6 protein-coding genes and 1 pseudogene are annotated in these 7,055 nt (G+C 59.7%); 5 read left to right on the top strand and 2 right to left on the bottom strand.

Going from position 1 to position 7,055, the window contains the following annotated elements; genetic code table 11:
- The 3 genes and pseudogenes from F8N12_RS21645 to F8N12_RS21635 form a co-directional block, all read left to right on the top strand.
- Positions 1-613, top strand: a pseudogene (locus F8N12_RS21645) (16S rRNA (cytosine(967)-C(5))-methyltransferase); the annotation flags it as partial.
- 21 nt (positions 614-634) lie between these two features.
- Complete coding sequence (gene trkA / locus F8N12_RS21640; protein ID WP_150582220.1) at positions 635-2,008, top strand: Trk system potassium transporter TrkA; 1,374 nt, start codon at positions 635-637, stop codon at positions 2,006-2,008.
- Between the two features lie 49 nt (positions 2,009-2,057).
- Positions 2,058-2,372, top strand: a complete 315-nt coding sequence (locus F8N12_RS21635; protein WP_150582219.1) for a tetratricopeptide repeat protein — start codon at positions 2,058-2,060, stop codon at positions 2,370-2,372.
- A gap of 113 nt (positions 2,373-2,485) precedes the next feature.
- Here the strand turns inward: F8N12_RS21635 and F8N12_RS21630 are convergent, their stop codons facing one another.
- Both F8N12_RS21630 and tag read right to left on the bottom strand, forming a co-directional pair.
- Positions 2,486-3,373, bottom strand: coding sequence for a lysophospholipid acyltransferase (locus F8N12_RS21630; RefSeq protein WP_150582218.1), 888 nt, complete (start codon positions 3,371-3,373; stop codon positions 2,486-2,488).
- A gap of 38 nt (positions 3,374-3,411) precedes the next feature.
- Positions 3,412-3,969, bottom strand: a complete 558-nt coding sequence (tag, locus tag F8N12_RS21625) for a DNA-3-methyladenine glycosylase I (RefSeq protein ID WP_150582217.1) — start codon at positions 3,967-3,969, stop codon at positions 3,412-3,414.
- 81 nt (positions 3,970-4,050) lie between these two features.
- Here tag and glyQ point away from each other — a divergent pair, with 81 nt between their 5' ends.
- Positions 4,051-5,004 carry a glycine--tRNA ligase subunit alpha gene (gene glyQ / locus F8N12_RS21620; protein WP_008155694.1) on the top strand — a complete coding sequence of 318 codons (954 nt, stop codon included), beginning with the start codon at positions 4,051-4,053 and terminating at the stop codon, positions 5,002-5,004.
- A complete protein-coding gene (gene glyS, locus F8N12_RS21615) occupies positions 5,001-7,055 on the top strand; it encodes a glycine--tRNA ligase subunit beta (protein WP_150582216.1) in 2,055 nt (684 codons plus the stop codon). The genes glyQ and glyS overlap by 4 nt, the downstream gene beginning before the upstream one ends.

Raw genomic sequence — 7,055 nt, 5'->3', positions numbered from 1 at the left:
GCTGGCCGCCGATCTGCTCGACCTCGCGCCGGGCCAGCGCGTGCTCGACGCCTGCTGCGCACCGGGCGGCAAAACCTGCCACATTCTGGAAGCCGAGCCTGCACTGGCCGGCGTCGTCGCGGTGGACCTGGAAGCCAAGCGCCTGGTGCGCGTACGGGAAAATCTTGCGCGGCTGGGCCTCAGCGCCGAACTGATCGCAGCAGACGGTCGCGACACCGCCAACTGGTGGGACGGCAAGCCTTTCCAGCGAATCCTGCTCGACGCGCCGTGCTCGGCGACCGGCGTAATTCGCCGCCACCCGGACATCAAGTTGACCCGCCAACCGGACGACATCACCGCACTGGCAGTTTTGCAAGGCGAGTTGCTTGACGCGCTGTGGATAACTCTGGAAGTCGGCGGCATCTTGCTCTACGCAACATGCTCCACATTGCCGACGGAAAACACCGAAGTCATCGAAGCCTTCCTCGCCCGCACGCCGGGTGCACGGGAACTGGACCTGGCCACGACCGCTGGCATAAAGCAAGCCCACGGTCGCCAGTTGCTTGCACAGGAAGGCGGCCATGACGGTTTCTATTACGCCAAGCTGATCAAGATCGCCGCCGCGCGCGGTTAACCGGTTTAAGGGAGTGAACGGATGAAAATCATCATCCTGGGCGCAGGGCAGGTCGGCGGTTCGCTGGCGGAACACTTGGCCAGCGAAGCCAACGACATCACTGTGGTCGATACCGATGGCGAACGCCTGCGCGACCTTGGCGATCGTCTCGACATCCGCACCGTGCAGGGGCGCGGCTCACTGCCTACGGTGCTGCGCCAGGCCGGTGCGGATGATGCCGACATGCTGGTGGCCGTGACCAACAGTGACGAAACCAACATGGTCGCCTGTCAGGTCGCCCACACCCTGTTTCACACGCCGACCAAGATCGCCCGGGTTCGCGAGGCCGCGTACCTCACGCGCTCCGAACTGTTCGACAACGAAGCGATTCCGGTCGATGTGCTGATCAGCCCGGAACAGGTCGTCACCAATTACATCAAGCGCCTGATTCAGCACCCGGGCGCGCTGCAGGTGATCGACTTCGCCGAAGGCAAAGCACAGCTGGTGGCAGTCAAGGCGTATTACGGTGGGCCGCTGGTGGGTCAGCAGTTGCGCCAGTTGCGCGAACACATGCCGAATGTCGAAACCCGCGTTGCCGCGATCTTTAGGCGTGACCGGCCGATCCTGCCGCAGGGCGATACGGTGATCGAGGCAGACGACGAAGTGTTCTTCATCGCCGCCAAAGCGAACATTCGCGCGGTAATGAGTGAAATGCGCCGGCTTGATGAAACCTACAAACGCATCGTCATTGCCGGCGGTGGACAGATCGGCGAGCGTCTGGCCGAGGCCATCGAAAGTCGTTATCAGGTGAAGATCATCGAGATGAACCCGGCACGCTGCCGTCATCTCTCGGACACCCTCGACAGCACCGTGGTCTTGCAAGGCAGCGCATCAGACCGCGATTTGCTGATGGAAGAGAACATCGCCGACGCCGATATCTTCCTGGCGCTGACCAACGACGACGAAGCCAACATCATGTCGTCGCTGCTGGCCAAACGCCTGGGTGCGAAGAAAGTGATGACGATTATCAACAACCCGGCATATGTGGACCTGATTCAGGGTGGCGACATCGACATCGCCATCAGCCCGCAGCTGGCAACCATCGGAACTCTGCTGGCGCACGTTCGGCGCGGTGACATCGTCAGCGTTCATTCACTGCGTCGCGGTGCGGCAGAAGCCATTGAGGCCATCGCCCACGGTGACGAGAAATCGAGCAAGGTGATTGGTAAGGCCATTGAGAACATCGGTCTGCCACCGGGCACCACGATTGGCGCGATCATCCGAGATGAAGAAGTGATCATTGCGCACGACGATACCGTCATCGCGGCAGGCGACCATGTGATTCTTTTCCTTGTGGATAAAAAGCATATTCGCGATGTGGAGAAGTTGTTCCACGTGGGTTTGAGCTTTTTCTGATCTGGCAACCAGAGCATGAAAACGATCGCTTTCTGAAGAGAGGTGCAAAATGCTCGAACCCCTGGAGAAAATGCTCGCCAAGGGTGTGGATAACTCCCTGCTGCGTTTCGGCCTTGGCAAGGGTTATCTCGATCTGGGGGACAATGCCAAGGCCGTCAAGCATTTCCAGCGCTGCGTTGAGTTCGACCCCAAGTATTCAGCGGCATGGAAGCTGTTGGGCAAGGCTCATCTGGGTCTGACGAATTTCCCGGCGGCGCGCGATGCATGGCACAAAGGACTGGAAGCCGCCCGCGCCCATGGCGACAAGCAGGCAGAGAAGGAAATGACGGTTTTCCTGAAGAAGCTCGATCGCCAAGAGGGCTGATTAACTTGTGGGCTCTCGTAGGAGCTGGCGCAGCCTGCGATCTTTTGATCTTTTCAAATCAGGATCGAAAATCGCAGGCTGCGCCAGCTCCTACATAGTTATCCACAGCTGAATCAATACCAGCGTTCTTCACCCGGCGGACGTTTCTTGAAGCGCTTCATGCTCCACATGTATTGGCTCGGATAGGCCCGCACATAGCGCTCAACCACTTTGCTCATGGCCGCGCACGACGTTTCGGTATCGGTGCTGTACATCGCATCCGGGGCCGCTTCGAGGATCACTTTGTAGCCTGAACCGTCGGGCAGCCGCAGCGCATGCAGAAATACACCCACTGCTTTACCGCCCGCCAGCATGTTGGGAACAAACTTGCTGGTCAGTGCCTGAGTCGCGAAGAACGGGACGAAGATGCCAGCCGATTCGGACGGCTCCGGGTCAGCGGGAATGCCCACCGCCCCCCCTTTGCGCACTTCCTTGATGACGCTGAGGATGCCTTCCTTGGTCGACGCCGCCACTTTGTTGCCTAGCTGCACGCGCTGCTTACGCAACAAGTCATCCACCGCTTTCAACTTTGGCGGACGGTAAAAGATGATCGGTTTGCACTGACTGCAGTAGAAGTGGTTCAACACCTCCCAATTGCCCAAGTGACTGGTGATGCCGACCACGCCTTTGCCGGAGGCGAGGGCCTCCTTCAATACGTCGAGGCCTTCGACTTCGCGCACCAGATCGATGGAGCGTTGCGCCGGCCAGATCCACGCGCACGCGCTTTCGGTCAGGGACTTACCGATGTCTTTCAGGCTCTGGCCTACCAGACGTTCGCGCTCGGCAGGGTCCATGTCCGGGAAGCATTTAGAGAGATTGATCCGCACCACGTCGCGGGACCGATTGGGGGTTTTCCACATGACCCAGCCAATCGCCGAACCCACCGCCTGCACTGCACGCCAGGGCAGCAGGGCGAACAGCCGTAGAGCGCCTACCAGCAAGGCGCCTTTAAACTTTTCCACAGGTCACTCCTGATCTTGTGCTGTGCGAGGCGGCTATTCTAACCACCGTTCGCCAGCGCCGCGTAACGATCGCAATCCTGGGTGTGATCCATGACCATGCCCGATGCCTGCATCAACGCGTAACAAATGGTCGGACCGACGAACGTGAAACCGGCCTTTTTCAGGCCTTTGCTCATCTCCACGGCGACCGGCGTAACGGCCGGCACCTCGCTGCGATCCTTGAAATGGTTGGTCACTGTCTGACCGCCGACGAACGACCAGAGAAATTTCACCGGATCTTCAAGCGCCAGCCAGGCCTGCGCATTGCGCCGGGCCGCATTGAGCTTGAGCCGATTACGGATGATTCCCGGATCGAGCATCAATTCCTCTATTTCCGCATCGCTCATCTGCGCCACGCGCTGTACGTCAAAGCTGAACAGCACCTGACGATAACGCTCACGTTTGCGCAGCACGGTGATCCAGGAAAGCCCGGCCTGGAACCCTTCGAGCAAAAGCAACTCGAACAAACCCTGCGCATCGCGTAGCGGCGTCCCCCACTCCTGATCGTGATAAGCCATGTACAGCGGATCTTCAGTGCACCAAAAGCAGCGTGGCATAAGGCTCCAGGGGGCGTGCGCAGGAACGAATCGGGTATACTCCCGCTCTTTAAATCGCAGCCCAAGAAACAGGTGAATTTCGTGAGCCAGCCTACGCCAGCCGTGCGTACCTTCCAAGACTTGATCCTCGCCCTCCAGCAATACTGGGCCGAGCAAGGTTGCGTGGTACTTCAGCCCTACGATATGGAAGTAGGCGCCGGCACTTTCCACACTGCCACGTTTCTGCGCGCCATTGGCCCGGAAACCTGGAACGCCGCTTATGTGCAGCCCAGTCGTCGCCCGACTGACGGCCGCTACGGCGAAAACCCGAACCGTCTGCAGCACTACTACCAGTTTCAGGTCGTCCTGAAGCCGAACCCGGACAACTTCCAGGAGCTCTACCTGGGCTCGCTCAAGCATGTCGGCCTGGACCCGTTGGTCCACGACATCCGCTTCGTTGAAGACAACTGGGAATCGCCGACTCTGGGCGCCTGGGGTCTGGGCTGGGAAGTCTGGCTCAACGGCATGGAAGTGACGCAGTTCACCTACTTCCAGCAAGCGGGCGGTATCGAATGCTACCCGGTGACCGGCGAGATCACTTACGGTCTCGAGCGTCTGGCCATGTACCTGCAAGGCGTGGATTCGGTCTACGACCTGGTCTGGGCTGATGGACCGATGGGCAAAGTGACTTACGGCGACGTGTTCCACCAGAACGAAGTGGAGCAATCGACCTACAACTTCGAGCACGCCAACGTCGAGAAACTGTTCGAACTGTTCGACTTTTACGAAAGCGAAGCCAAGCGCCTGATCGAACTGGACCAGCCGTTGCCGTTGCCTAGCTACGAAATGGTGTTGAAGGCGTCCCACACTTTCAACCTGCTGGATGCGCGCCGGGCAATCTCGGTGACTGCGCGTCAGCAATACATCTTGCGTGTACGCACCCTGGCGCGTTCCGTTGCGCAAGCCTATCTGCTGGCGCGCGCCAAACTGGGCTTCCCGATGGCGACCCCGGACCTGCGTGATGAAGTACTGGCCAAGCTGGAGGCTGCACAATGAGTGCTCAAGATTTTCTGGTTGAACTGGGCACCGAAGAACTGCCACCCAAAGCCCTCAATACCCTGGCAGATGCGTTCCTTGCCGGCATCGACAAGGGCCTGCAAGCTGCCGGCCTTAATTACGAAAGTAAAACCGTCTACGCCGCCCCGCGTCGTCTGGCGGTGCTGATCACAGCGCTGGCCACCCAGCAGCCGGATCGCAGCATCAATCTTGATGGCCCACCACGTCAGGCCGCGTTCGATGCCGACGGCAATCCAACCCAAGCCGCGCTGGGCTTCGCCAAGAAGTGCGGCGTTGAGCTGAGCGAAATCGACCAGAGCGGCCCGAAACTGCGCTACAGCCAGAGCATCGCCGGCAAGCCAACCGCGAGCCTGCTGCCGACCATCGTCGAAGATTCTCTGAACGACCTGCCGATCCCCAAGCGCATGCGCTGGGGTGCGCGCAAGGAAGAATTTGTTCGTCCGACTCAGTGGCTGGTCATGCTGCTCGGTGATCAGGTCATCGATTGCACGATCCTCGCCCAGAAGGCCGGTCGCGATTCCCGTGGTCACCGCTTCCATCACCCGGAAAGCGTACGCATCACTTCCCCCGCCAACTACCTGAACGATCTGCGTGCCGCTTACGTGCTGGCTGATGCCAACGAGCGTCGCGCGATCATCAGCAAGCGCACCGAAGAGCTGGCGACGATGCAGGAAGGCACGGCCATCGTTCCACCTGCCTTGCTCGACGAAGTGACCGCGCTGGTTGAATGGCCGGTGCCGCTGGTGTGCTCGTTCGAGGAACGTTTCCTCGACGTGCCGCAAGAAGCGCTGATCACCACCATGCAGGACAACCAGAAGTATTTCTGCCTGCTGGATGCCGACGGCAAGTTGCTGCCACGTTTCATTACCGTGGCCAACATCGAAAGCAAAGACCCGCAGCAGATCATCGCCGGTAACGAGAAGGTGGTTCGCCCACGCCTGACCGACGCCGAGTTCTTCTTCAAGCAAGACAAGAAGCAGAAACTCGAAGACTTCAACCTGCGTCTGCAAAACGTGGTGTTCCAGGAAAAACTCGGCAGCGTCTACGACAAAGCCGAGCGCGTTTCCAGGCTGGCCGCATTCATCGCACAGCGCATTGGCGGCAACGCAGCGTGGGCAACCCGTGCCGGCCTGCTTTCCAAGTGCGACCTGGCGACCGAAATGGTCGGCGAGTTCCCGGAAATGCAAGGTGTCGCCGGTTACTACTACGCTCTCAATAACGGCGAGCCGCAAGAAGTCGCGCTGGCGCTGAACGAGCAATACATGCCGCGCGGTGCCGGTGCCGAGTTGCCGACGACCTTGACCGGTGCGGCCGTGGCCATTGCCGACAAGCTCGATACTCTGGTGGGCATTTTCGGTATCGGCATGCTGCCAACCGGCAGCAAGGACCCGTATGCCCTGCGTCGTGCAGCGCTGGGCGTGTTGCGCATCCTGATCGACAAGAAGCTCGACCTCGACTTGAACGACGCCGTGGCTTTCGCGGTTAATTCGTTCAGTACCAAGGTGAAGTCGGTCGGCCTGAACGAGGCGGTGCTGGAGTTCATCTTTGATCGTCTGCGCGCCCGTTACGAAGACGAAGGCGTTGATGTTGGCACCTATCTGTCGGTGCGCGCGTTGAAGCCGGGCTCTGCGCTGGACTTCGATCAGCGCGTGCAAGCAGTCGAAGCATTCCGCAAGCTGCCGCAAGCCGCTGCGCTGGCCGCTGTAAACAAGCGCGTTTCGAACTTGCTGAGCAAGGTTGAAGGCAACGTTCCCGCCGTGGTGGAAGCCAAGTACTTCGACAACGCTAACGAGTTCTCCTTGTATTCGGCGATTCAACAGGCCGATCAAGCCGTGCAACCGATGGCCGCTGCCCGTCAGTACAGCGAATCGTTGGCGCGCCTGGCGGCTCTACGCGAGCCGGTCGACGCGTTTTTCGAAGCGGTGATGGTCAACGCCGAAGATGCCAACGTCCGCGCCAACCGCTATGCGTTGCTGGCGCGTCTACGCGGCTTGTTTCTTGGCGTCGCCGATATTTCATTGTTGGGGTAA

It is taken from the genome of Pseudomonas fluorescens, from assembly GCF_902497625.1.
Lineage (GTDB): Bacteria > Pseudomonadota > Gammaproteobacteria > Pseudomonadales > Pseudomonadaceae > Aquipseudomonas > Aquipseudomonas fluorescens_BQ.
The sequence above is the reverse complement of the archived record's forward strand: the minus strand, read 5'-3'. Positions and strand labels throughout refer to the sequence as shown.

What these genes read in the sequence shown, in the direction of transcription:
- glyS (WP_150582216.1), top strand. Translation starts at nt 5,001, where the DNA reads ATGAGTGCTCAAGATTTTCTGGTTGAACTGGGCACCGAAGAACTGCCA.
- F8N12_RS21635 (WP_150582219.1), top strand. Translation starts at nt 2,058, where the DNA reads ATGCTCGAACCCCTGGAGAAAATGCTCGCCAAGGGTGTGGATAACTCC.
- trkA (WP_150582220.1), top strand. Translation starts at nt 635, where the DNA reads ATGAAAATCATCATCCTGGGCGCAGGGCAGGTCGGCGGTTCGCTGGCG.
- tag (WP_150582217.1), bottom strand. Translation starts at nt 3,969, where the DNA reads ATGCCACGCTGCTTTTGGTGCACTGAAGATCCGCTGTACATGGCTTAT.